At 41.1% G+C, this 23,605-nt stretch carries 25 protein-coding genes, 1 tRNA gene and 1 riboswitch; of the genes, 7 read left to right on the top strand and 19 right to left on the bottom strand.

Features of this window, described 5'->3' with window-relative positions; translation table 11 throughout:
• Positions 1-359 precede the first annotated feature (359 nt).
• Complete coding sequence (locus MKY20_RS10210; protein WP_372675453.1) at positions 360-746, top strand: SA1362 family protein; 387 nt, start codon at positions 360-362, stop codon at positions 744-746.
• A gap of 80 nt (positions 747-826) precedes the next feature.
• Here the strand turns inward: MKY20_RS10210 and MKY20_RS10205 are convergent, their stop codons facing one another.
• The 4 genes from MKY20_RS10205 to MKY20_RS10190 form a co-directional block, all read right to left on the bottom strand.
• Positions 827-1,711, bottom strand: a complete 885-nt coding sequence (locus MKY20_RS10205; protein WP_009332916.1) for a patatin-like phospholipase family protein — start codon at positions 1,709-1,711, stop codon at positions 827-829.
• A 105-nt stretch (positions 1,712-1,816) separates the two neighbouring features.
• Complete coding sequence (splB, locus tag MKY20_RS10200; RefSeq protein ID WP_009332917.1) at positions 1,817-2,842, bottom strand: spore photoproduct lyase; 1,026 nt, start codon at positions 2,840-2,842, stop codon at positions 1,817-1,819.
• A 147-nt stretch (positions 2,843-2,989) separates the two neighbouring features.
• A complete protein-coding gene (locus tag MKY20_RS10195) occupies positions 2,990-5,551 on the bottom strand; it encodes a vitamin B12-dependent ribonucleotide reductase (protein WP_009332918.1) in 2,562 nt (853 codons plus the stop codon).
• Positions 5,552-5,895: 344 nt separating this feature from the next.
• Complete coding sequence (locus MKY20_RS10190) at positions 5,896-6,732, bottom strand: lipoate--protein ligase family protein (protein WP_019380183.1); 837 nt, start codon at positions 6,730-6,732, stop codon at positions 5,896-5,898.
• 182 nt (positions 6,733-6,914) lie between these two features.
• Here MKY20_RS10190 and MKY20_RS10185 point away from each other — a divergent pair, with 182 nt between their 5' ends.
• A complete protein-coding gene (locus MKY20_RS10185; RefSeq protein WP_009332920.1) occupies positions 6,915-7,298 on the top strand; it encodes a rhodanese-like domain-containing protein in 384 nt (127 codons plus the stop codon).
• Between the two features lie 253 nt (positions 7,299-7,551).
• On the opposite strand, the gene gcvPB is transcribed toward MKY20_RS10185, so the two are convergent.
• The 3 genes from gcvPB to gcvT are packed head-to-tail and all read right to left on the bottom strand — an operon-like array spanning position 7,552 to position 11,471.
• Positions 7,552-9,012: an aminomethyl-transferring glycine dehydrogenase subunit GcvPB gene (gene gcvPB, locus MKY20_RS10180; protein WP_009332921.1), complete on the bottom strand. Its 1,461-nt coding sequence runs from the start codon at positions 9,010-9,012 to the stop codon at positions 7,552-7,554.
• On the bottom strand, positions 9,005-10,351 hold the full coding sequence (gcvPA, locus tag MKY20_RS10175; protein WP_019380182.1) for an aminomethyl-transferring glycine dehydrogenase subunit GcvPA: 1,347 nt from the start codon (positions 10,349-10,351) through the stop codon (positions 9,005-9,007). Before gcvPA ends, gcvPB begins: the two co-directional genes overlap by 8 nt.
• Positions 10,352-10,367: 16 nt before the next feature.
• Positions 10,368-11,471 carry a glycine cleavage system aminomethyltransferase GcvT gene (gcvT, locus tag MKY20_RS10170; RefSeq protein ID WP_019380181.1) on the bottom strand — a complete coding sequence of 368 codons (1,104 nt, stop codon included), beginning with the start codon at positions 11,469-11,471 and terminating at the stop codon, positions 10,368-10,370.
• Positions 11,472-11,971: 500 nt separating this feature from the next.
• Positions 11,972-12,059: riboswitch (glycine riboswitch) on the bottom strand.
• Positions 12,060-12,239: 180 nt separating this feature from the next.
• Between gcvT and MKY20_RS10165 the strand changes: the two genes are divergently transcribed.
• A complete protein-coding gene (locus tag MKY20_RS10165; protein WP_019380179.1) occupies positions 12,240-13,928 on the top strand; it encodes a DEAD/DEAH box helicase in 1,689 nt (562 codons plus the stop codon).
• On the top strand, positions 13,906-14,700 hold the full coding sequence (locus tag MKY20_RS10160) for a YqhG family protein (protein ID WP_009332925.1): 795 nt from the start codon (positions 13,906-13,908) through the stop codon (positions 14,698-14,700). Before MKY20_RS10165 ends, MKY20_RS10160 begins: the two co-directional genes overlap by 23 nt.
• Before the next feature lie 46 nt (positions 14,701-14,746).
• On the opposite strand, the gene MKY20_RS10155 is transcribed toward MKY20_RS10160, so the two are convergent.
• The 9 genes from MKY20_RS10155 to comGA all read right to left on the bottom strand — a co-directional run bounded on the left by MKY20_RS10155 (position 14,747) and on the right by comGA (position 19,484).
• The gene (locus tag MKY20_RS10155) at positions 14,747-14,932 is read right to left on the bottom strand and encodes a YqzE family protein (protein WP_009332926.1); all 186 of its coding nucleotides are present in this window, start codon (positions 14,930-14,932) and stop codon (positions 14,747-14,749) included.
• A gap of 77 nt (positions 14,933-15,009) precedes the next feature.
• Positions 15,010-15,507 (bottom strand): shikimate kinase, encoded by a 498-nt coding sequence (locus MKY20_RS10150; protein WP_009332927.1) that lies wholly within the window; start codon positions 15,505-15,507, stop codon positions 15,010-15,012.
• A gap of 12 nt (positions 15,508-15,519) precedes the next feature.
• Positions 15,520-15,903: a competence type IV pilus minor pilin ComGG gene (gene comGG, locus MKY20_RS10145; protein ID WP_019380177.1), complete on the bottom strand. Its 384-nt coding sequence runs from the start codon at positions 15,901-15,903 to the stop codon at positions 15,520-15,522.
• Positions 15,893-16,372: a competence type IV pilus minor pilin ComGF gene (gene comGF / locus MKY20_RS10140; RefSeq protein ID WP_226280632.1), complete on the bottom strand. Its 480-nt coding sequence runs from the start codon at positions 16,370-16,372 to the stop codon at positions 15,893-15,895. Before comGF ends, comGG begins: the two co-directional genes overlap by 11 nt.
• Complete coding sequence (locus tag MKY20_RS10135; RefSeq protein ID WP_009332930.1) at positions 16,323-16,652, bottom strand: hypothetical protein; 330 nt, start codon at positions 16,650-16,652, stop codon at positions 16,323-16,325. The genes comGF and MKY20_RS10135 overlap by 50 nt, the downstream gene beginning before the upstream one ends.
• Positions 16,636-17,076 carry a competence type IV pilus minor pilin ComGD gene (gene comGD / locus MKY20_RS10130; RefSeq protein ID WP_019380176.1) on the bottom strand — a complete coding sequence of 147 codons (441 nt, stop codon included), beginning with the start codon at positions 17,074-17,076 and terminating at the stop codon, positions 16,636-16,638. The genes MKY20_RS10135 and comGD overlap by 17 nt, the downstream gene beginning before the upstream one ends.
• Complete coding sequence (comGC, locus tag MKY20_RS10125) at positions 17,073-17,396, bottom strand: competence type IV pilus major pilin ComGC (RefSeq protein WP_019380175.1); 324 nt, start codon at positions 17,394-17,396, stop codon at positions 17,073-17,075. The genes comGD and comGC overlap by 4 nt, the downstream gene beginning before the upstream one ends.
• Positions 17,396-18,427: a competence type IV pilus assembly protein ComGB gene (comGB, locus tag MKY20_RS10120; RefSeq protein WP_019380174.1), complete on the bottom strand. Its 1,032-nt coding sequence runs from the start codon at positions 18,425-18,427 to the stop codon at positions 17,396-17,398. The genes comGC and comGB overlap by 1 nt, the downstream gene beginning before the upstream one ends.
• Positions 18,414-19,484, bottom strand: a complete 1,071-nt coding sequence (gene comGA / locus MKY20_RS10115) for a competence type IV pilus ATPase ComGA (protein ID WP_009332934.1) — start codon at positions 19,482-19,484, stop codon at positions 18,414-18,416. The genes comGB and comGA overlap by 14 nt, the downstream gene beginning before the upstream one ends.
• Positions 19,485-19,631: 147 nt before the next feature.
• Here comGA and MKY20_RS10110 point away from each other — a divergent pair.
• Positions 19,632-19,703 (top strand) — tRNA-Gln (locus tag MKY20_RS10110).
• A gap of 243 nt (positions 19,704-19,946) precedes the next feature.
• Here MKY20_RS10110 and MKY20_RS10105 read toward each other — a convergent pair.
• Positions 19,947-20,300 carry a Spx/MgsR family RNA polymerase-binding regulatory protein gene (locus tag MKY20_RS10105; protein WP_019380414.1) on the bottom strand — a complete coding sequence of 118 codons (354 nt, stop codon included), beginning with the start codon at positions 20,298-20,300 and terminating at the stop codon, positions 19,947-19,949.
• A gap of 246 nt (positions 20,301-20,546) precedes the next feature.
• Here MKY20_RS10105 and MKY20_RS10100 point away from each other — a divergent pair, with 246 nt between their 5' ends.
• Positions 20,547-21,245, top strand: a complete 699-nt coding sequence (locus MKY20_RS10100) for a helix-turn-helix transcriptional regulator (protein ID WP_019380413.1) — start codon at positions 20,547-20,549, stop codon at positions 21,243-21,245.
• 150 nt (positions 21,246-21,395) lie between these two features.
• A complete protein-coding gene (locus tag MKY20_RS10095; protein WP_009332938.1) occupies positions 21,396-21,641 on the top strand; it encodes a DUF2626 domain-containing protein in 246 nt (81 codons plus the stop codon).
• Between the two features lie 45 nt (positions 21,642-21,686).
• Here MKY20_RS10095 and MKY20_RS10090 read toward each other — a convergent pair whose 3' ends face one another.
• Together MKY20_RS10090 and MKY20_RS10085 are read right to left on the bottom strand one after the other, a co-directional pair.
• Positions 21,687-22,748, bottom strand: coding sequence for a class I SAM-dependent methyltransferase (locus MKY20_RS10090; protein ID WP_251175082.1), 1,062 nt, complete (start codon positions 22,746-22,748; stop codon positions 21,687-21,689).
• A 206-nt stretch (positions 22,749-22,954) separates the two neighbouring features.
• Positions 22,955-23,590 (bottom strand): MBL fold metallo-hydrolase, encoded by a 636-nt coding sequence (locus tag MKY20_RS10085; protein WP_251175081.1) that lies wholly within the window; start codon positions 23,588-23,590, stop codon positions 22,955-22,957.
• Positions 23,591-23,605 lie beyond the last annotated feature (15 nt).

Below are 23,605 nucleotides of genomic sequence, written 5' to 3'. Positions count from 1 at the left end.
TAAAATAAATGCAGATTGGATTAACTATCCTGCAAAGATCGTCCATATTTTTTATATAATTTCCTGTTGTATAGAGGTTTTATGAGATTTTAGGTCGAATAAAATAATTAATGATACAGTCCTTTGATTTTGTGCTTATTTGAGGTAATGTGTGTTCCGGGACTTGTGTGCATAGCATAAATTTAAGTATAGGCAGCATCCAGCTATTCCCGATACTTATTAAAAGATATATTCCGCTGTTTAAATTGTAAAGAAATAGGAAAAGAAAAATATGAAGACAACTTTCATTAATTATTTCGATAAACTTTAGCTTATATAGTTTAAAAGCTTATAAAATTGCTCATCATGCTTTTAGGGAGGTGGCTTTCTTGAAAAAACCATTTACATTTTATATTGTCTCCGGGCTCATTTTGCTAGCTGTTATCGGAGTTGCCGTCAGCCTGATCTCAAATCCTGCCGGTTTTTTGCAGAGAATAGCTGTCATTGTCATCATTGGTGCTGTTGTATACTTTCTTTTTCAGCGCTTTAACAGATTTAATCCCTCAAAGCGGGAACAGCGAGCTTTTATAAAGGCAGCCAAAAAATCAAAAAGGCGCTTTAACAATAAAGAAACGGGCTCAGCCAATGGAAGAAAGGCTTCTGTAGGTTCCCTTACTTCAATTAAAAAGGCTAAGAAAAAATCTTCTCCACACTTGACAGTCATAGAAGGCAAAAAAGGCAAAAAGAAAAATCGAGCCTCCCTTTAACTCGGGCTCGATTTTTTACTTTTATATGATAAGTCCTGAATTCTGGGGAACCTTCAAGAATCGGGCTCTGGCTTTTCTCTTTAATAGCTCCATGATGAAAAAAATTGCTCCGCACATTGCCTGCCGTGCTCCAGAAGATCTTTTTTCTTTTGCTCGGTTATATTAAATTCAGCAGTCAGCACGCCATCCGTTGGAATGAAAATAATGTTTTGTGCATGTTTTCTGGAGATGTATCTGGCATCATGTGCATCCTTCATCGTTTCAAAAAGCGCAGCATACATTTGGATGGCGTTGTCAATTTTATTCGGCGGCCGTTCGCTTAAATTATGGCTTAACTTTATCCCGAGGACAGGCCTTGTCTTTTTCACGTTTTCCTTATCAAAAAGCCACATGGGAAAATTGCTTAGAACCCCGCCATCCACAATGACACTCGAGCTGCTGTATGCGTTCAGCTTAACCGGCTCAAAAAAATACGGGAGACTGCAGCTCATCCTTATCGCCTTTGCTACCGAAAACGAAGCGGGGTCAATCCCATAATTTATAAGATCATCGGGCAGTACTACCAGTCTTCCGTTTGTCAGGTCAGAAGCTATGACTCTCAGCGATTGCGGAGGAAGGTCTGAAAAGGTTCTAATCCCCCTGTCAGCCAGCTTTTGAGCAATCCAGGTTTCCAGCTCGGATCCTTTATATAATCCCAGCCGCCAATAAAGGTTAAGCCATTTTCCTACTGCGAAGGGAATAAAGGTTTTTCTTTCATCAAGAAGCTTTTTTACATCAAACTGATCGACGAGCTGATATATTTCATCACTTGTATAATTGGCAGCAATTAAAGCAGCAACGATGGAACCAGCACTTGTCCCTGCAACCCGCTTAAATCGAAAGCCTCTTTTGTGAACTTCCTCATAAGCACCGATTAACGCAAACCCCTTGATGCCTCCTCCTGAAAAAACCCCATCTATATACATGTAAGCCACTCCTGTCGATGTACTTGCCCATAGAGGAACTCTTACTTATACATCTTTAATCAGGAGCTTTTTAAAATAGTACGGCTGACAAGCAAAAACTCAGGTTTAGGTGAAATATTGCACTTCTGCTTCTGGAAAATAAGAGTGAATATACCCCCTAATCGTATTTTCAAGATCCTTTGCTTCATCAGTCGGATAAACATACTTGCCTATTCCATATCTTCCCCACTTGTATTTGCGTTTTTCTTCATCCATTTCCAGCTTTGTTTTCGGGTAGCGTTTTTCAATTACCTTTTTGGCTGGTTTTGTAAATCTGTGCTGGATTAACTCGAAAGTTAATCCTTCCAGATTGATGCCTTCGAGCGATTTGCTTAACCTTTGAAAAAGTTCATGATAGCCTTCACGCCAATCATCATGCATGTAAATAGGCGCTACGATAAAGCCAAGCGGGTAGCCGGCATTAGCTACTTTGCGGGCAGCTTCAAGCCGATCGTCGAAAGAGGAAGTGCCCGGTTCAAAGTTTTTTATTACAAACCGCGAATTAACACTAAATCGAAATCGGGTTTTCCCATTATGTTTAGCATCAAGCAGATGGTCGACATGATGATACTTAGTGACAAAGCGGAGCTGGCCATACTCCGTCTGGCCAATAAATTCAATTGTTTTTTTCAGAGAATGGGTCAAATGATCAATCCCTACGATATCGGATGTACATGCAGCTTCAAATCGTGTAAGCTCCGGCTTTCTCTCCTCCATATATTTAGAGGCCTGCTCAAAGATTTCTTCAAGGTTTACATACGTGCGAATATATGGCTTGCTTCCAAGTGTGGTTTGCAGATAGCAATAGTGGCAGTGGCCCATGCAGCCTGTAGCAAGCGGAATGGCATATTCTGCCGAAGGCTTGGATGTATCAAATTTCAGAGTTCGTCTGATGCCTACCACCAAAGTGGATTTCGCATTGCGGTACTTTTGCAATTCGTTATCACCGGGAATATTTCTCACCTGGTTATGTGATGTTGTTTCCCTAATTTCCAAGTTCATTTTTTCAAATTTTTCCTTTAGCTCTCTTCCTAGGGGATATTCGAGAGCTTGAGGTTCTATATAAACTAGCTGAGGGATAAATGGCTTCATTAGGCATACCTCACTTTATCAATTTGTCCTGCCAGCGGAAAAATGTCAGCAGAACCCTATGTCTGTAGTATGAACCAATTAATCCAACAGCAAAAAAAGAAGATGGAACAATTATTTCCATCTTCTTGGTTCGTTTAAATTATTCTTTTATAAACCGCATTTCAGCTGGGCATTACAGTTTGTGCAAGTATTGCAGCCGCCGATTTCTTTGACTTTTCCTTTACGGCATACTGGACATGTATTGCCGACTTCCGAACCGATTGTTACATCGGTTGAACGCAGGTCGCTGATTGTATCAACCAGAACTACATGCTGCTTTGATTTTTCTTTTTTGACTGTATCTGTATCTTCAAAGCTGTTCTCTTCAGCTTTCAGCGTCAATACTTGAGAATCGCGTGAGCCGTCTACATAGACAGTGCCGCCCTTTGCACCGCCGCGGTATAAGCGTTCATACACTTGCTCAACCTGTTCAACACTGTAGCCCTTCGGTGCATTTACTGTTTTACTGATCGAGCTGTCGATCCAGCGCTGTATAACACATTGAACATCTGCGTGGGCTTCAGGAGCCAGATCCATTGCTGCCACAAACCATTCAGGCAGATTATTAGGATCTGCATCCGGATTGCGGTCTAAATATTCCTGAACAATATCTGCCTTTACTTCAATGAACTTGCCTAAGCGGCCGCTCCTGAAGTATGAGAAGGAGAAATATGGTTCAAGACCTGTAGATACTCCAACCATGGTACCTGTGGATCCAGTAGGTGCAACAGTCAGAAGATGTGAATTACGGATTCCGCTTTGTAAAATGGATTCACGGATATCCTCAGGCATTTTCTGCATGAAGCCTGTTTCTGTAAAAGCTTTGCGCAGGCGATTTGTTTCTTCAGCATTTTCACCTGTTAAGAATGGGAAGCTCCCTTTTTCCTCCGCAAGCTCTACAGAAGCTCTGTAAGCTGTGGCTGCAATGGTTTCGAAGACTTTGTCAATCAGCACATTGCCTTCCTCAGAACCATATTCTGTTTCACAATAGATCAGCAGGTCATGAAGCCCCATAACGCCAAGACCAACACGGCGCTCGCCTAATGCCTGTTTTTTGTTTTCTTCAAGGAAGTATGGTGTAGCATCTATTACATTGTCCTGCATACGTACTCCCACTTCAACAGTACGCTTCAGCTTTTCAAAATTAACGGTCTTATTTTCCTTATCTGCCATTTCTGCAAGGTTCACTGCTGCAAGGTTGCAGACTGAATATGGTGCAAGAGGCTGTTCGCCACACGGATTTGTTGCTACAACCTTTTGTCCGTAAGCCTGTGCATTGGTCATGTCATTGGCATTATCAATAAAGAAAATACCTGGCTCTGCCGAGTATGTTGCACAGATATTAATCAGGTTCCAAAGTTCTTTCGCTTTGATTTTGCGGTGAACACGGACTTTATAGCCAAGTTTTCCCCATTCTCTGACGTCACCGACTTTATGCCATTCTTCGTTGTAGGTTTTCATGGTATCAGCATCATATGATTCAACATCCGGGAAGCGAAGCTCATATTCTGCATCATTTTCAACTGCATCCATAAATTCTTTTGTCAGGCAGACTGAAATGTTTGCCCCGGTCAGGAATTCAGAATTATGAACACTGTAAGTACCGCCAGTCGCCAGTTTTTCTTCAGCATCCTGTATGATTTTATCGCTGAAACCGCCATAGCCGGGAATGCTCTTGTAATTGATAATACCCTGGTACATGGCTATTTCCTGTTCAGTAAATGGAGTGAATTTTAATTTTTCTTTAGCATATTTTTTTATTGTATCATCATTTGTATTTTCAAGAAGGAATCGTAAAATTCTTGGGTTTTGCATTTTCGAGATGATGAATTCGATGATGTCCGGGTGCCAATCTGCCAGCATAATCATCTGAGCGCCTCTGCGGGAACCTCCCTGCTCCACAAGGTGTGTAAGCTTCGCAATATCATCAAGCCAGGATACTGAACCCGATGACTTGCCGTTTACTCCTTTAGCCAGTGTGTTGCGCGGCCTTAGGGTTGAACCGTTTGTCCCAACTCCTCCGCCTCGGCTCATGATTTCCATTACCTGCTTTCGGTGCTCGGAAATTCCTTCACGGGAGTCCTGTACGAATGGCATTACGTAGCAATTGAAATACGTAACATCTGTGTCGGCACCCGCTCCATACAATACGCGGCCAGCCGGAATGAAATTCAAGTTTTTCAATTCCTGATAGAACTTTTCAAACCATTCTTTTCTTTTTTCTTCGGTTTTCTCAACAGATGCCAGGCCTGTTGCGTTACGCTTGGCGATTTGCTCATAGAAGATTTCAAGGGGTTTCTCGATTACATCAAGAGGCTTTGTAATAATGCCTGTTCTCGATTCTTCCGGATCATCCAGTACTCCTCTGTAGTCTTCCTCGACTAAAACCTTGGCTGTCTTGTTTTCCCAGTCAATATCCTGGATGAATCCTAAGCCTCGTGCCGGAAATTTTGGATCTTCCTTGATTGTGAGGACGACGAAGTCACCGTTTGTGAGTGTCACTTTCTCGGTGTCTTTGAAGGTGTAACGATCTAGCATAACTAAGCGGGAAACACCTTTGTGGGTCATTTTCATATCTGGGGTTACAGGGTGAACCTGAGGAAAAAGACGGATATCCTTGTTTAAACGATCAATGTTCAATTTCATTTTTTGTCCTAGAGCAACAGACATTGTTACAACTCCTTCTAAATTCAATTATCAATTTGTGTAAGTATTCTGGCAGATAGGGTAAATCTATCTGTTTTAAAAGAGTACCCTAAAGTTATCATACCTCAAACCCCAAAATCAATATATAGTGTCCTAAATATTTTCGACACCACTACATATTGTGTCTAGTTCAACTAAAAGTGATTTTGTCAAACTTAAAATATACCAAAATTTAAAGAAAAACAGAGTTAATAGCCGATTTCCGACAATTAACGATAAATTTTAACATATTTTGAAGCTTGCACTTTTCCAGGGCAACAATTGGAAAATTATTCATTAAAAAAAGAGAAAAAGCGACTTTGCCGCTTTTATCTCTTATAGTTCCAGTCATCACTTTCATATCGCTCTTTTGCGATTTTTTGTACATATGCCATTTCTTCATCTGTAAGCTTGTAAGGTTCAAGTTCAATATTCAAGCCTTCTTCAAATCCCTTTTTGAAAGCTGCTTTTGCTTGATCCAGGGTAATTTTTTCAGTTGTCAGCTCATTTATAGCAACAGCTTTATTCTTAAAAGCTTTTTGCATTCTCTCTTTGACTCTGTCATTCGGATATTTGAACAAGCTGAACAGCTTGTCTTCATCCAAATCAAGCAAAATGGAACCATGCTGAAGGATTACCCCTTTTTGCCTTGTTTGTGCACTCCCAGCCACTTTACGGCCTTCTACAACAAGTTCATACCAGCTGGGGGCATCAAAACAAACAGCAGATCTTGGATTTTTCAGAGAGTCCCTTTCTTCAGCTGTCTTCGGCACTGCAAAATAAGCTTCCATCCCAAGTCCGTGAAAACCTTTTAAAATCCCTTCCGAAATAACTCTGTATGCTTCAGTTACTGTATTCGGCATTTCGGGGTGGGCTTCAGGTACGATCACACTGTATGTGAGTTCATGTTCATGAAGTACGCCTCTTCCGCCTGTAGGCCTTCGGACAAATCCCAATCCATGCTGCTTCACAGCTTCCATATCTATTTCTTTTTCAACCTTTTGGAAATAGCCGATTGAAAGAGTCGCCGGATTCCAGCCGTAAAAACGGATTACAGGAGGCATTTTGCCCTCACTGTTCCAGTCAAGCAACGCCTCATCCAAAGCCATATTAAAAGAAGGTGACCCCTCTTTTGAATCGATAAAACGCCAAACCTCTTTAGTCATATGTAGCCCTCATTTTCAGATTCTTTAACTAGTCATTTGCGGTTAATAGTCTACCAAAATTCCAGTGAAATTTAAAGCAAGTTGAATTTCCATAACAAATTTAACAGATTTCCTTTACTCCTATTAGGAAAGGCTTATATAATATTAGTTGGCTTACCTATGTGTGAAAGGAGAAAGACATATTGGAAACACTTTATTTCATTCTTATCATTTTGGGTGCAATCATTACCTATTCCGTGATAACCTGGTTTTATCAGCGCCGAATTGTTAAAACGCTTACGGAAGACCAGTTCAGAGAAGGCTACAGAAAAGCCCAATTAATCGATGTACGTGAACCAAATGAATTTGAAAACGGCCATATTTTAGGTGCCCGCAATATACCGCTTTCACAAATGAAAATGCGCATGAAGGAATTGCGTCCGGACAAGCCAGTCTACTTATATTGCCAAAGCGGCATGAGAAGTGCGAGAGCTGCCCAGTTTTTGCATCGTAAAGGCTACAAAGACCTTTCACACCTGCAGGGCGGATTTAAAAAATGGACAGGAAAAGTGAAAGCGAAAAAATAATAGCAATATTTAAAAAGACCCCGTTATTTTAACGGGGTCTATTGATTGGAAACCCCTCTTCTAAGTTCAATCATATAATCTATTCGCCAAAACCGCTGTTCTTTTCTCATTTAGCTTGTTTCATGCCCAGGTTTTCGATTCCATTCCCCGGAATCGCTGCAAATTCCCAAATTTCCCTATTCCTTCCCAGAGTTCACAAGTAGTCTATAAGACGCAAAAAAAGAGTGCCCTCTTAGGGACACCCTTTTTCGTTTTATTGCTTTTGATAGCGAAGAACCGGCTTTCTTGCAGCCATTGTTTCATCAAGACGGCCAATTACTGTTGTGTGAGGTGCTTCCTGAACAATCTCAGGGTTTTCCTCAGCTTCTTTAGCTATTTGAATCATGGCGTCGACAAAAGCGTCCAGCGTTTCTTTTGATTCTGTTTCTGTCGGCTCAATCATAATACACTCTTCCACGTTAAGCGGGAAGTAGATGGTTGGCGGATGGTAGCCAAAGTCAAGAAGACGCTTGGCAATATCCAATGTACGCACGCCAAGTTTCTTTTGGCGCTTGCCGCTTAAAACGAATTCATGCTTGCAATGTCTGTCAAATGGCAGGTCAAAGAATGGCGCAAGCCTTCTCATCATATAGTTTGCGTTTAATACCGCATTTTCCGTAACAGCCTTCAGTCCATCTGGCCCCATAGTACGGATATAAGTATAAGCCCGGACATTGATTCCAAAGTTTCCGTAATATGGCTTTACACGGCCGATTGATTGCGGGCGGTCATAATCAAATTCATATTGGTCACCGTTCTTTACCAAAACAGGCTTTGGAAGGAAAGGAATCAGATCCGCTTTTACCCCGACTGGCCCTGATCCCGGTCCGCCGCCGCCATGCGGTCCTGTAAAGGTTTTATGAAGATTAAGGTGAACCACGTCAAATCCCATATCTCCAGGGCGTGCTTTTGAAAGTACAGCATTCAGGTTAGCTCCATCATAATATAGCTTCCCGCCGGCGCCGTGAACAATCTCAGCCATTTCAAGAATGTTTTCTTCAAACAAACCTAAAGTATTCGGGTTAGTCAGCATAAGGGCAGCAGTATCCTCGCCAACCACTCTTCTTAGATCCTCTAAATCCACCAGCCCATTTTCATCAGATTTAACAGTTACTGTTTCAAAGCCTGCGACTGTCGCGGATGCAGGATTTGTTCCGTGGGCAGAGTCAGGAACGACTACTTTAGTGCGCTTTGTATCGCCATTTGCTTCATGATAAGAACGGATCATCATTAATCCAGTCCATTCTCCATGTGCTCCTGCAGCTGGCTGAAGTGTAACCTCATCCATTCCCGTAATTTCAATCAGATGCTCCTGCAGATCATACATCAGTTCCAGAGCACCTTGAACAGAGCTTTCATCCTGCAGCGGGTGCAAGTGGGCAAAACCATTGAAGCGCGCTACATTCTCATTGATTTTAGGGTTGTATTTCATTGTGCAGGAGCCCAGTGGATAAAACCCTGAATCAACGCCATGATTGCGTTTTGAAAGTGCAGTATAATGACGCATGATATCAAGTTCAGACACTTCCGGCAGCTCAGGCTCTTCCTCTCGCAGGTAGCCTTCGGGAAGAAGTTCGCCCAGGTCAATTTCTGGAATATCCATTTCAGGCAGGCTGTAGCCGATACGGCCTTCTGTGCTTAATTCAAAGATGAGTGGCTGATCTTCCTTATGCATGGTAATCCCCCATTTCTTTAACGAATGCATCAATTTCATTCTTCGTTCTCAATTCTGTTACAGCAACAAGCATATGATTTTTCAGGTCAGCATAATCTCTGCCCAAATCGTAGCCGCCAATAATGCCCTTATCAAGAAGCTTTTGATTTACTTCTTTAACAGGCTTATTCAATTTGATGACAAATTCATTAAATGAAGGGCCTTCGAATGGAACTTCAAAACCGGCAGCCTTAAATTGCTGTTTCGCATAATGGGCTTTTTGCATATTGGCAGCAGCCATTTCCTTTACGCCCTTCTTGCCAAGAGCAGTCATCGCTACAGATGCCGCAAGTGCGTTTAGAGCCTGATTGGAACAAATATTTGAGGTTGCCTTATCGCGTCGGATATGCTGTTCACGCGCCTGAAGAGTAAGCACGAAGCCGCGGCGCCCCTGATCGTCTACCGTTTGTCCGACAAGACGGCCCGGCACTTTTCTCATTAGCTTGGTTGTAACGGCAAAATATCCGCAATGCGGGCCTCCGAAAGCTGTAGGAATTCCGAAAACCTGGGCATCTCCTGCTACAATGTCTGCTCCGAATTTACCAGGAGGTGTCAGTGCGCCAAGAGCAAGCGGGTTGCTTGAAACAACAAACATGGATTTATGGGCATGGATAATCTCCTCAAGCTCTTGTAAAGGCTCGACTCTGCCAAAAAAGTTAGGATACTGTACAATGACAGCTGCGATATCATCGCCAATCATTCCATTTAGAGCTTCAAGATCTGTGATGCCGTCCTTATGAGGAATTTCAATCACTTCAATATATTGGCCCTTTGCATATGTCTTTACTACTTCTTTAGATTCAGGATGAACGGCGCTTGAGATAAGAATTTTCTTGCGGCGTGTGCTGCCTGCGCTTAGCATGGCTGCTTCAGCAAGTGCTGTTCCGCCATCATACATAGATGAGTTGGCAACATCCATTCCTGTTAACTCACAGATCATGGTCTGGAATTCAAAAATTGCCTGGAGCTCTCCCTGGGAGATTTCTGGCTGGTAAGGAGTATAGGCAGTATAAAACTCTGAACGGGATAACACATGATCAACAATGATTGGCATGTAATGATCATAAACACCCGCACCAAGGAAAGATGTATTTGTACGAAGATCAGCATTTTTCTGAGCCATTTTAGTAAGCTCTTTCAGTAAGGCTGTCTCAGATTTTGCCGGCTTGATTTTATATTCACCCTTAAATCTTACACTTTCGGGAATATCACTGAATAGTTCTTCCACAGAACTGACGCCGATTTTTTCAAGCATTGCTTTCTGGTCAGACTCTGTCATCGGTAAATAGCGATGTTTCATCATTTTCTCCCCCCGGTTAGTTCTTTTCTCTTTTATAAAAAGGTGTTGCTGCAATCTTAGCCTTCAGTCGTTTGCCGCGGATTTCCACTTCCAAATCAGTTCCCGGCTCCGCATGCTCTTTCTTGATAAGAACAAGGCCAATATTCTTTTTTAATGTCGGAGATTGAGTTCCTGTTGTCACTTCCCCGATCAGTTCTTCCCCTTTATATACAGGATAGCCATGGCGCGGAATGCCGCGGTCAATCATTTCAATTCCAGCCAGCTTGCGGGGAACCCCATTTTCTTTTTGATTCTTAAGCACTTCTTTGCCGATAAAATCAGCTTCTTTATTGACTTTTACAGCAAAGCCGATTCCTGCCTCAAGAGGTGTGATTTCAGGCGAGAGCTCCTGCCCATAGAGTGCCAGGTTGGCTTCAAAACGAAGAGTATCCCTTGCGCCAAGCCCGCATGGCAGCACGCCTTCTTCTTTGCCTGCTTCAAGGATTTCAATCCATAATGCGACTGCATCCTGGGCATCACAATAAACTTCAAATCCGTCTTCTCCTGTATAACCTGTTCTGGAGACTAGCGCTTTCTTTCCATTCAGATCTACATCCTGCTGGAATTTGAAAAATCCGATATCCGACAGGTTCGTGCCAGCAAGCTTTTGGAGCACTTTTTCTGCAAGCGGTCCCTGAATCGCAAGCTGTGCCATATCTTCAGAAAGGTTTTTCAATTCCACATTCCCTTCAGCATGGTCCTGAAGCCAGTTGAAGTCCTTTTCAATATTGGAAGCATTTACAACCAGCAAATAATGATCATCCTCTATTTTATAGACAAGTAAATCATCAACAGTTCCGCCATTCTCATAACACATGGCTGTATATTGAGCACCTGAGTTCTTTAATTTGGAAATATCGTTCGTCATCATTTTTTGAAGGTATTTAAGGCTATCCGTCCCCTTCACTTCGATTTCACCCATATGGGATACATCAAAAAGCCCGGCTTTTGTACGGACTGCTTCATGTTCTTCTTTAATGCTTGAAAATTGAACAGGAAGGTCCCAGCCCCCGAAATCAATGGTTTTTGCTCCGTAATCTTTGTACACCTCAAATAAAGGCGTGCGTTTTAACTGTGACATTTACTCGTCCCCCTTAAATCTTTTGAAGTTGTTGCAGGAACATAAGAAAAGCGGAAGCGCCTTGCCCACCCCCGACAAGCACAAGACAAGCCTCACGGAAAGGCGTTCTTTGCCTTTTTGGGAGGATTGCTCGAAATGTGGAGGCGATTGTCCTTTCAAGGAACGCAGACTGAGAGCGCCACGTCCTGTGGCAACGTCTGCATGACCCTCATCCTGGGGGCCTCAGGCATAAGACGGTTCCTGTAAGAAGGCGTTTTTCCTTCTGAAAGGAAACGGCTTATGACCCCGAGTCCCTAGAAGCCGAAACAAGACAAGCTTGTGACCTCGAGGGAGTAGGCGATGGAGCTAGACAGTTCTCGAAGTTCAAAAATTTCTTGTTGAACATAAAAAAGGACAGAGTATCCCCTCAAATATGAGAAGATCTCTGTCCTTGCACCTGAAAGTTTACCGAAATCGGCTTTCCCCTTGGGTGGCTTATTAAAAAGCACTCTCCAGAGCTGCGTCAAACAAGAGTTCTTTTGCCTGAGAGATTCACAGATTTTGCTTGCTCCTTCGGCGCTACAAAGTAGTCTCTCCCCTTGTTGTCATTCGCATTTATAAAATTTTCCAAGTTGGTCATACTTATACCAAACAGAAAAAATAAAAAATCCATTATTTCGGTTAACTAAATGTAATGTGTTAACTTTCAAAACTTTCAAAGCTATTAACATCGTACCACCTTAACGAGGTTTGGGCAATATCTTTATATAGATAAAAGGAGCTGTTTTTATGACAGTGCAAATTGGCTTTGATTCTGCCTGGCAGGATGAATTCTTAAAAAGAATTGATGACGACGGCCCATGGGGAAATTGGGAGCTTTATAAATTGGCTGTTGAGGTTGAAAACCACACGACTATTCCTGATTTTGAAGGCCTGCAGGCTCCAAAGCATCTGCCGAATCTTACTCCCCTTCCCCATCAGCTGGAAGTAGCCAAGCAGGTTGTTGAAAGCATGAACGGCAAAGCGATCCTTGCTGATGAGGTCGGTCTCGGCAAAACGATTGAAGCTGGTTTGATATTAAAGGAATATATGATCAGGGGACTCGTAAAAAAAGTCCTTATACTCGTTCCTGCTTCCCTCGTTTCACAATGGGCCATGGAGCTCAACAGCAAATTTTTTATTCCGGCTGTGGCACAGCGGAAAAGCTATGTATGGGAACAATGCGATGTAGTGGTATCATCCATTGATACAGCCAAACGAAATCCCCATCGGGATATTATCTACAGCCTTGATTATGATCTGATCATTATAGATGAAGCTCATAAGCTTAAAAATAATAAAACCAAAAACTATGAGTTTGTGCAAAACCTGAAAAAGAAGTTTTGCCTCCTTTTAACAGCGACACCTATTCAGAATCGCATAAGTGAGATATTCAACCTTGTGTCTTTGCTCAAACCAGGCCATCTGGGCAATGAATCAGCCTTTTATGAGAATTATAAAAAGGACTCGCGTTCTTTAAACGATGATGCACATCTAAAAGAACTCGTAAACAAAGTAATGATCCGCAACCGCAGGGCAGATACAGGAATTGAATGGACCAAAAGACAGGTGGAAACAATACCGATTGAATTCTCGCAGGCTGAGCGCGAGCTTTATGAAGCTGTAACAGAGCTGCGGGGTGAAGGTGACTGGGTCAGTTCGAGCCAATTTTCTGTGATGACCCTGCAAAGAGAGGCGTGCAGCAGCAGGGAAGCTGTCTATTTCACCCTTCAGAATATGCTAAAAAGACAGGAACAGCCCTCAATAGCTTTTCAGGAACAAATTCAATACCTTATTAAAAAAGTGGAAGCTGTCCAGCAAAATTCCAAAGCTCAAAAAGCTCTGGAATTAATACAAAACATAAATGACAAGGTCATAATCTTTACTGAATACAGAGCAACACAAATGTATCTTCAGTGGTTTTTAAAACAATATGGGATTACATCTGTGCCGTTCAGGGGAGGATTTAAAAGAGGCAAGAAGGACTGGATGAGGGAGCTTTTCCAAAAGAATGCTCAAGTCCTGATTGCAACAGAAGCAGGAGGAGAAGGGATAAACCTGCAATTCTGCAATCATATCATTAATTTTGATCTCCCCTGGAATCCAATGCGTCTCGAACAAAGGATAGGACGTATCCATCGTCTCGGCCAGGAAAAGGATGTCATGATTTATAATTTTGCCACTAAAGATACAGTCGAAGAACATGTAATGAAGCTTTTATATGAGAAAATACATCTTTTTGAAAAAGTCATAGGTGATTTGGATGATATTTTAACAAAACTTGAATTTGGCAGTATTGACGATCACCTTGTTGACATTTTCGGAAGATCTGCTTCTGAAGGTGAAATGAGAATCAAAATGGAGAACCTTACGAGCATGATTCAATTTGCTGAGGATATGAAAGAAGGTGGACTGAATGCAGCAACAGGAAATTCATAAATTCCTTGAAAGGTATTTTCACGCAAATGGATGCGAAATAATTGATAAAGGCCCGGGGTATATGACCGTACAGCTGACGATTGATCTGGATAAGGAATTAATGAATCGCCCCTTTTACTGGCATTATCTCGAAAAAACAGGCGGAGTTCCTAACCCAATGCAGCTTACACTTATTACAAACCAGCAGCTCGCCCCTGCACATATTAAGGGGGAAGTCATTCATTTTGGCTCCCCAAGACTTCACCAGATCTTTCATTCTGCCCGGAACCTGGCAGGCTATATACGATTGTATGAAAACCACCGGGAGGCACCAGGCATGCAGGTTCCATTAAGGCCATGGCTGGGAATGAACGTCCGTGTATCTTATCAATGCGACCGAAAAAGAGATGTCTTTAAATCCATCGGCCTCCAATTAATAAATGGGCAAATGGTTGAAAGCTTTCATGACAGATTGCTTGGCATGAGCCTTACACCAAAGATTCCCGACTACTCTTTCACTCTGTCACCGCTCATTATGCCGGGAAGCGGTGTATTCAGGGTAGCTAATTTCATAAAGTCCGTAATTGAACAGGAAGAACATTTATGGGCTGATGAAGCCCGCAAGCGCTGGCAAAAGGATCTCAGCCTTCTTGAACATTTTTATGAAGATGCAGAAGAAAAGGGCGAAAGCTATGAAAACGAGAAAGCAGCCCTTCAAGAGCAATATGAGCCAAAGATTAATATCTCTATAATAAATGGAGGCCTCTTCTATCTGACAGACAGCGCAGTATGAAAGCACACAAAAAACCGGCAGAAATTGCCGGTTTTTTGCGTGAAATCTACTTATGTTTTTTTCTTCTCATGCCCAAATAGAAAACATATGAAAACATGCCAAACCACCTGAATAAAAATGGCTCTTTCATGTCCTTTTTCTCTATTCTATGCCGTTTTCGCTCATCTTTGGGCTGATCTATATATTTTACTACTGTCTGGGTAAGATACTTTACATAATCGTTGGATTTCATTTGTCATACCTGCCTTTTTCTGCACATATTGCAATTACAACCTGCTATTTATATTTACAAGTATGTCCAACGAGTTTTTACCCTAAACAATCTATTATTTCCTGAATTATTTCTGCTTTATCTTTATTGGTGGTATCAATGACTACATGGGCGGTTTCTTTATAAAGCGGCATCCTTTTTTCATAAAGTTCCTGAATCAGCTTTTTTTTATCGCCTTTCAGCAGGGGTCTGGAATGATCATTTTCAATCCGTTTAAATATTTCTTCCGGCGAAGCATAAAGGAAGAAAACGATTCCTTTTTCATTCAGCTTTTTTCTGTTTTCAGGCTTAACTACAATTCCCCCGCCAGTAGTAACAATTCCCGCTCTATTGTCAAACTCATTTAATATAAGCGTTTCAAGATTTCTGAAGTATTCCTCTCCATGCTCTTCAAAAATATCATTAATATTTTTCTTCTCCCGCATAACTATTTCTTCATCTGTATCGATTACTTCTTGGTTTAAGCAGGATGCAAGCTCTTTTCCAATTGTTGTTTTGCCGGCACCCATGAATCCGATTAAGTAAATTGGCTTCATCTTTATCCCCACTCAGTTTTTTTCAATCCATTTTATCATTTTTTGCAGATCCGTGTCATAGTAAGCATATCCGGAAATTTCCTTATCAGAGCCAATTTTCGTTTTGAAGGTAATTTGAATTAAGCTTGTTGCCACTGGGGAGATTTCATATGAAACAGATCCATTTTTAAACGAAAAAATTCCTGATTTATCAGGGTCTATATTTTCGCTCAGCATTTTTTCAGTTTTTTTAAAGGAACATAGTAAGTAATACTCCTGCATTATGACGGTTTCCGCCTGATTCACTATCCTTTTCTCAGAAATAAACTGATCTAATTGAATCGTAAGGAGAAAGAGTGCAGCCAGAATGATTGTTAAAGTAAGAGGGTAAGAAAATCCATCCTGATTACGGTACATCAATATCCTCCATATTCATCAGGTAATAAAGACAGGCCGAATGCTCCTGATCAAAACTATCTGATACATTTATTTCAACTCCGCCATTAATGGAACTGAATGTTATTCTATCAAGTTTTTGCAGGACAACTTCGTGGCCTTTCATATCCACTCTCCTCCTCAAATTGGAACCATATTTTTCATAAATCACACTTTTCCCGTCTATGGTTAATACAATGGAAACAGGTGATATTTCTGCAGCATCAGCAAGCCTAATCTCTTTTTTCAGCTGATTGATAAATACATGCCACTCAAGTCTTTGTGTCCTGGCTTCCATTTTCCAGTCCTGAAAGAGGAAATTAATGCTGACAGGCAAAAAGGAAGCAATCATTAAGAATATTGCAAACGCAAACAGCATTTCCAGCATGGTAAATCCTTTATTATTGGAATACTTCACACTTTTCTTTCGATCTATCCCGTACGTTTTCATATCTTATGCAAACCTCCATAAATCCTTGGTTTTCCATAGGGACTATTTCATAGACGGTTTGATTTTTTATAATAGTCTTCCCCACAGGATAACTCCCTTCCGAGGCGGCTTCCTGGAGACTCTCATAAAGCAGCTGTGTGCTTTCGTAATCCTGTTTTACCTCTTCAGAATGCTCAATAGCCTTAATGACAAGAGGAAACATTACACCCGCTGCAAGCAGCATCCCCGATAAAGACAGAAGGAGCTCAGCCAAAAAGAAGCCGTCATTCCTTCTCCACATAAAATCTCCCTCTTCCGATTAAAAAGGTAATTTTGTATTGCTCATTGTCTGTTTTGACATAGAAAGTACCAAATTTATTTGTAATTCCCCCTGGCCCGTATTGAAAATACAATGGCATGGTACCCTCCTTAATCTCAATGATTCCAGGATATTCTCTGCTGAAGATAGGATCAGCTGCAAACTTTACCTGGGCGTAATACCTTTTCTCCTCGGGAACAATTTGAATAGCTACATCTGTCTGATGGGTGATGGCATAATTCTGGGCATAAAGCAGGTCAGACTTTAATTGGGAAAAGAACATTCTCTTTTCAAGATAGAGGAATTGCGGTTTAAGAAGAATAGAGGTAATCGTGGCAATTATAAGGAAAATACTGAAAACGAAAAGAGTTTCTATTAATGTAAAGCCCTCTTTGTTCTTTATCATAACCCTGAAGATTCAACCTTCCCCTCTGCAGAAATCTTAATGGCATCTCCATTTGGACAAGTCGTGGTTTCAGCATTGAGGTAATCGGCATCCACTAAATCCTGTATACCTGAAGGAAGCTCTTTATTGTCAATTTCATATGCCTGAACCTGGGCCTGCACCATTTTAACAAACGCATCGCATCCCTTGCTGTTTATTTTTGAATTGTGTTTCGTTACATTCGGAATGGTGATGATTAAGAGTACGGAAATCACCAATAAAACAATCATCATTTCAATGAGCGTGAACCCTTTGTCATTATTTACTGTACGCCATTTCATTAAAATCCCTCCAATAGATGAAACATAGGCAGCAGAACTGCCAAATACATTGACACTATTAAAAAACCGATAAACATGTATAAAACAGGCTGAATCATTTTAAGAAGTTTTTCTGTCTTTTCCTCCAATTTATTTAGGCAATGCCTGCTGAAAAAAGATAATTCCTGGTCCAGCCTGCCATTTTTTTGACCATGTCTGATAATATTGGCCAGCTCCCTTTCAAAAAAAGGATAACTAATTAGTATATCCTCAAGCTTATTCCCCTCACGGAGTTTGATTTTCACGGCTTCACCAAGGGCGCTGTAAAAAGGCTGCTTATCATTTTTTTCAAAAAGACTAAGCGCCTCATGTGTGGATAGGCCGCCGTTTAAGAGGTGACTGAGCTGTACAGCAAAGAAATGGGTGTAGTAAAGACGAAGAAAATGGCCTCCAGCAGGAATTTTTACTATGACCATCTTTTGCTGGATAGGGGAAAGGTTTCTGAATCTAAAAAAATAGTATATAAGTAAAGTGACTAAACCGAAGAGTACAATCAGAATGAATAATGGGAGAAGGTCCCCAAACAAATAAACGGCTTTTGTGAAGAAATTAGGCTTAAGGTGCATGGAAACGAATAAGGAAGAGAAACGGGGCAGCAGGACTTTATCAACGAAAACAAATAGGAATGCGGTAATGAACATCAGGAAAATAGGATAGGTCATCAGTTTTTGCAATTTTTGAATGTCCCTTCCTTTTCTCAGCACCATTTCGCTTCCTTCAAGAAATGCAGAAGCAAGGCCGCCATGCTGTTCGGCAAAAAACACATAGCCGATCAGATTATTATTAAAGTTCATGTTTGCAAGGATTTGATAAAAAGGAAATCCTTCTTTCAATTGAGAGAGGCACTGACTAATTTCATGTTTTCGTTTTGGCGGCAGCTGATGCATCATTGATTCCAGTGCCTCAGATAAGGGGTACCCTCTGGACAGCAGTTCACCAGTATTTTTCAGAAACAAGCCCTGTTCTTGAATGGTCCATTTATGTTTCCGCATTATCGTGCACCCACCTGCTGTACTCAGTTTCCTTTATATATCCAAGAGCAATCCCTTTAGTTATTACCTCTTTAAGTGTGCGATACTTAACAAGGCTTCTTTCGCCTCTCGCCTTCTTTATGGAGGCATTAAGCGCTCTTCCTGCAAGAAGCTCAAACACACTTGCCCTTTTCCACCTGCCGTATCCATAGCAGAATGGAGAACATTCCCCTTCACAATAAGGGCAATTCAATTCGACAAGGCGCTGAGCCGTGACAGCCACTAGTGTCTGCTCAATTTCCATCATATTCACCCCAAACTCAGCTAAACGATATACAGCCCCCTGAGCATCCCGAGTATGCATCGTGCTTAAGACAAGGTGACCTGTAAGTGCTGCTCTAACAGCAATCTTCGCAGTTTCCGCATCCCTGATTTCACCCACCATAATGATATCGGGGTCATGGCGAAGGATTGCTTTCAAGCCTGCGGAATAAGATACGCCCGCTTTCTCATTGACTTGAACTTGAAGGACCAAGTCATTCTCTTTTTCAATCGGATCTTCCAGGGTAATCACATTGCGATGGAACATATGAGAGGTTTCATTCAGCAGAGAATACAATGTTGTGGTTTTTCCGCTTCCAGTTGGTCCTGTGAAAATAATTAATCCATGAGCATGTTTCAGCAATGCCAGCATTTTTCTGGTCATGTCTGGAAAAAGGCTGATTTGAAAAAAAGGAATTTGTTCCTGCTGGGGCAGAATTCTGATAACGAGGCTTTCGCTGTGGCTTGATGGGAGGGTTGAAAAACGCAGTCCAATCATTTGTCCATCTACTTCAAGAGAATAGGCACCGCTTTGCGGCCGTCTCTTTTCACCAATGTCCATCGAAGCGGTAAATTTAAAATGAGAAATCAGTCTGTCGCACTCTTCTTTAGGAAGATAAAGCCTGGGGGTCAATTGGCTGCCGAACCTGAGCTGAATTAGAGTGTCTTTTCTTCGGGGAATAATGTGGATGTCGGAAGCATGGCTCCTGACGGCGTCTTTGATAATTCGTTCTGCCATTCTTTCAATTACACTCAACTAATTATGCACCACCTTTATTAATTGTTATAGATAATAATTCGCCTAATCCCGAGTATAACCTCCATATTTCGGCAAATCTTTTTGACGAATTTGTGAATAAATTATTTTTTTCTTTTCATAATAAAAGTGTACCAAATGAATTGATGGGCTATAGCCAAGCGGTAAGGCACCGGACTTTGACTCCGTCATGCGCAGGTTCGAATCCTGCTAGCCCAGTAATTATGGAAGGACACCAGGTGTTCCTTCCTTTTTTTACTACAAAAAAAAGGAAATGCGCAATCTATACGCATTTCCCATAAAGTGAAATTTCAAATTTCAATCAGTGGTTTTTTTTATAACCCACTGATTGTTAGTTGAACCAATCGGGCCTATACGGGCATTTTGCCCACCACTTATCCTCAATTGATTCCTCTGATTCTTGTAACGGGAATTTTACTGCCCGTTAGACTGCGATAAAATCTATTTGGCAATATTCTTAAATGCATCCGGATTATAGCCTATGACAATTTTATCTCCATTTGTCAGTATGGGCCTCCGCAGCAGTTTTGGCTCCTTAATTACTATTTGCACCACTTCTGATAAAGATAATTCCTCAAGGTTCTGTTCCAGTTTTTTATAGGTCTGGCTGCGGGTAGCGAGCAGTTCGTCAAGGCCGCTTGTTGTTAAGGAAAGTATTTTTAGTAATTCTCTTGATGATGGAGTCTCCCTGAAGAGATGCCTTTCTTCAAAATCAATTGAATGGGCTGTCAGCCATTTTTTCGTCTTTCTGCAGGAAGTACAGCTGGGATATGTGAAAAATGTCAATTGGCTCATAACTCTTCTCCTCACAAACTTCAATATTATTTTACTTAAATTGTACATCATTTGTACAATAAACGTATACACATTTGTATACGTAATTAAACTTCATTTGTGAACATTTTCTAAACTTATAGTGATTACAGTGTTAACCTAAATCGACTGTATTATAATGGAAGCATGCCAGGAAGGCGCCAGCTCATTCATATAAGTGACAGCTGATGACCTCGGGAATAAATTACCCTTTTGAGGTGACAATAAATGGAGCAAACATTAAAAATAACTAATGTGTTATCCGATCCAACCCGCTATTATATTTATCAATACATTACGAAAAGACATAAAGATGTGACCGTACAGGAGATTGCAGATAATTTCAGCATTCATCCCAATGTTGCAAGATTGCATTTATCCAAGCTCGAAGATGTCAATATGCTTGTATCTGAAACAAAAAAAACAGGCAAAGGCGGAAGGCCAAGCCGCTTATATCGGTTATCTGATGACGTGATTCAGCTGCATTTTCCTTACAGGGATTATCAGCTGCTTGCAAAAATAACCATGGAGACAATGCTGGAGTTAGGTGAAGAAGGCAGAAAGGCACTGTATTCGACAGGAAAGAAATTTGGCAGAGAACTGATCCAGCAAGAGCTTAAAAGATTTGCAGGAACAGAAAAACTTACCTTTGACCAGAAATTAAACATCCTAAAGCATGCTGCCGATATGTCAGGTTTTCATCCTGAATTTGATGTAAACGCCGAAAAGACTATTGTCTATTTCCAAATTTATAATTGCCCATTTAAAGAAGTTGCAGCCCGCCACAGAGAGCCTGTGTGCAATATGCATAATGAATATTTGAAGGGTATGTTCGAAAGTTTGTTTCATTCTATTCAGCTGGTGGAAAAGCAAAATATGCTGACTGGCTGTGATGCATGCTCCTATCAGGCATTTGTTGGAAACTAAAAAAACAGATCCAGGAAAAAACCAGCTTAACAAGCATATCGTTTTTCCTGCTCTTTTCTGGACTATTTTGAAACCATTATTTACTTTTATTAAGCATTTACTTTATAATATTGTAGTGATGGACTTGTAAGGGTAAAAGGAGGGATACATATGGATCGTATGTACAGAGTATTAGGCTTCTGGACGGGAATTTTCGCAGTTATGTTTTACCTTGGCGACATGTATACAACGTCCCTGATTTTCTTCGGCCAAACAGGATTTTTCCTGCTTTTAAGCTACTTAAAGCTTTCCGAACGTATGTATATTTATGTTTTTGGAGCATACTTGACTGTTTTCTTCGTAGGCTTCACTTATTGGTCAACATTTATGATGACACCAGGCGCGGGCGGCCACTAATTGCCGATATAAAAAAGCGATGAAACCATCGCTTTTTTATTTTTCTCATATTTTCTTAGCCTGAAGAACCAGGTGAAATGCTGAACTCATACCTGAAGGCATAATCAGACTTCTGATTGCCCTGTTTCTTTTGCTGATAGGAGAAAACGGGTTAGAATCATAATGATCTTCAAGTTCCTGTAGTATGCCTGCAGACAGCAAGAATTCGTCCTGTCTCATTTTAAAATGGAAGTTCAGCCCTTCCTTTTCTCCAATGCGGATCAGGGAATCGAAATGGATATGGCTGGTTATATCCATCTTTCCAGGGTGCTCGAGTACATTATTCATTAAAGAATGCTTGTAATAGCCTCTAAGACTTCCATCCCTTCTCATCGGCTCTTGCCATTCCTCATCTGTATACCCATAATCGGCAGTCAGTACAATGCCTTTATCCAGAGCAGCAGACAAGCTCTTGATCATCTGTTCCATTTGCAGAGGAATTTCAATTCTTTGGCCATTGCTAGGTGACAGACCGCTTTCTTCAAGAAATAAGTAAATATCTCCATTTGTTAATGGCACAGCTATCTCTGCAAGCTCCCCTTCTTTTACGGTAACCATAATTTCATGCAATTGATCCTTCCTTTTTTCAACCACATGTACGGGCAAGGCATCAAACAGCTCATTTGAAAAAATCATGCCGCAAAATGGGGTGATTTCATTCCAGCTATCTATTTGTCTTATACTTTCAGAAAATACAATCTGTTCCTCCTGCAGCTTTCTGTGATAGGGACTTGTTTCAAAAATGCAGTAATGAATCTCTTCATCAGCAATAAGCTTCCATTCATCAATAAAAGCTCGGGCGAAACGCCCATTTCCGCCCCCTATTTCGCAGACCTGAAAAGGCAGCTTATACTCCTTTGCCATCTGAAAAAACCACTTTGAAATCGTCCTTCCATATATATCAGAAATATTGCTGCTTGTTATATAATCTCCTGCCGGCCCAATTTTTGGTGTGTTTTTCATATAATAACCATATTCGGAATGATACAGGGCCTGCTGGATATATTCAGCATAGCTGATCATTTGCTGAGGAGTATTTTCTATAAAATTCATTAAAAAATTCCGCATAAGAACTCCCTTTTTTAAAAAATTCTAGCTTATTGGAAACAGCCATGCAATCTTGTTTTGATCACTTTTTTTCACTATTGACATAGTGTTTTCTCTGTTATATTGTTAATGTAGTAGCTTAACTATATCCCCTCCCATTTTTTATATGAATAAAACATCCCCCAGAAAAGCCCTTCTCATTGGAGAAGGGCTTTTCTATTTTACATTCAGAACCCATTCAGGAAGGGGTTTGAATCCATTTCCTGCCCAATTGTCGTTACCGGTCCATGTCCAGGGAGTACTTCTGTTTCTTCAGGCAATGTTAAAAGCTTATTATGTATACTTTCAAGAAGCTGCTGATGATTGCCGCCAGGAAGGTCTGTGCGTCCAATGCTCCCGCTGAATAAAGCATCCCCGGCAACCACGAGATCTGCATCTTCAAAATATAGTGAAATACTGCCCGGAGAATGGCCTGGTGTCTCTAGAATTTTCAAGTTAAATTCACCTATGCTCAACTCTTGTTCCCCTGTTATAATATGGTCGGCGGGCCTTGCTTTTATCAGCTTGCCTATTTTAAAAAGGTGAGATCCGTTTAAGGCTGGATCTGAAAGCCATGCTGCTTCTTTTTCATGTATGTATACAGGAATAGAAAATGCATCTCTTATTTCGTCTACAGCGCCAATATGATCAAAGTGAGCATGAGTAAGAATTACAGCTAGAGGTTTTAGTCCTTTCTGTTCAATAATACCGCTTAGTTTTCCGCTCTCTTCACCCGGATCGAAGATTAAACAATCTTTGGTTTCATTCGAAAGAACATAACAGTTTGTTTGCAATGGGCCAAGAGGGATCTGATTCCATTCCATTGCTTACACCTCCCA

The sequence above is a fragment of the Cytobacillus sp. FSL W8-0315 genome (assembly GCF_038002905.1).
GTDB lineage: Bacteria > Bacillota > Bacilli > Bacillales > Cytobacillaceae > Cytobacillus > Cytobacillus pseudoceanisediminis.
The sequence above is the reverse complement of the archived record's forward strand: the minus strand, read 5'-3'. Positions and strand labels throughout refer to the sequence as shown.